This is a genomic window from Actinoplanes awajinensis subsp. mycoplanecinus (assembly GCF_001509495.1).
GTDB classification, from domain to species: domain Bacteria; phylum Actinomycetota; class Actinomycetes; order Mycobacteriales; family Micromonosporaceae; genus Actinoplanes; species Actinoplanes palleronii.
Genome location: NZ_LLZH01000175.1, coordinates 1 through 376, shown reverse-complemented (window position 1 = coordinate 376; position 376 = coordinate 1). Strand labels below are relative to the sequence as shown.

The following is a 376-nucleotide window of genomic DNA, read 5'->3' as shown; positions in this document are numbered from 1 at the left end:
CAGGGCGAGCAGACTGTCGAGACCGGCATCGATACCGACGGCCCCGGACACCGGTGCGTCCTCGATCACGTCCTCGCAGAGCAGGGACACGAACCAGCGACCCGCGCTGTCCTGCGACACCGTCACTGTGGACGGCGTCGCGCCCTCGGGCAGCGGCCGCGACCACACGATGGTCAACGGTTCGGCCATCTTGGCCAGGGTGAGCCGGCCGTCGTAGTACCGGAAGGCGCTGCTGGTGTACTCCGCCGACCGCCGCGAGCGTTTCTTGCTCTTGAACGTCGGATACCCGGCCCGCTTTTCCCAGAAGTTGACGAACGCGGTCTGCAAATGCCGCAGCGCTTGCTGCAACGGCACACACGACACCTCACGCAGGAAC

1 protein-coding gene is annotated in these 376 nt (G+C 66.5%); it reads right to left on the bottom strand.

Going from position 1 to position 376, the window contains the following annotated elements; translation table 11 throughout:
• The coding region (locus ADL15_RS19855; protein ID WP_198170900.1) for an RNA-guided endonuclease InsQ/TnpB family protein at positions 1-354 on the bottom strand (354 nt) is incomplete at its 3' end.
• Positions 355-376 lie beyond the last annotated feature (22 nt).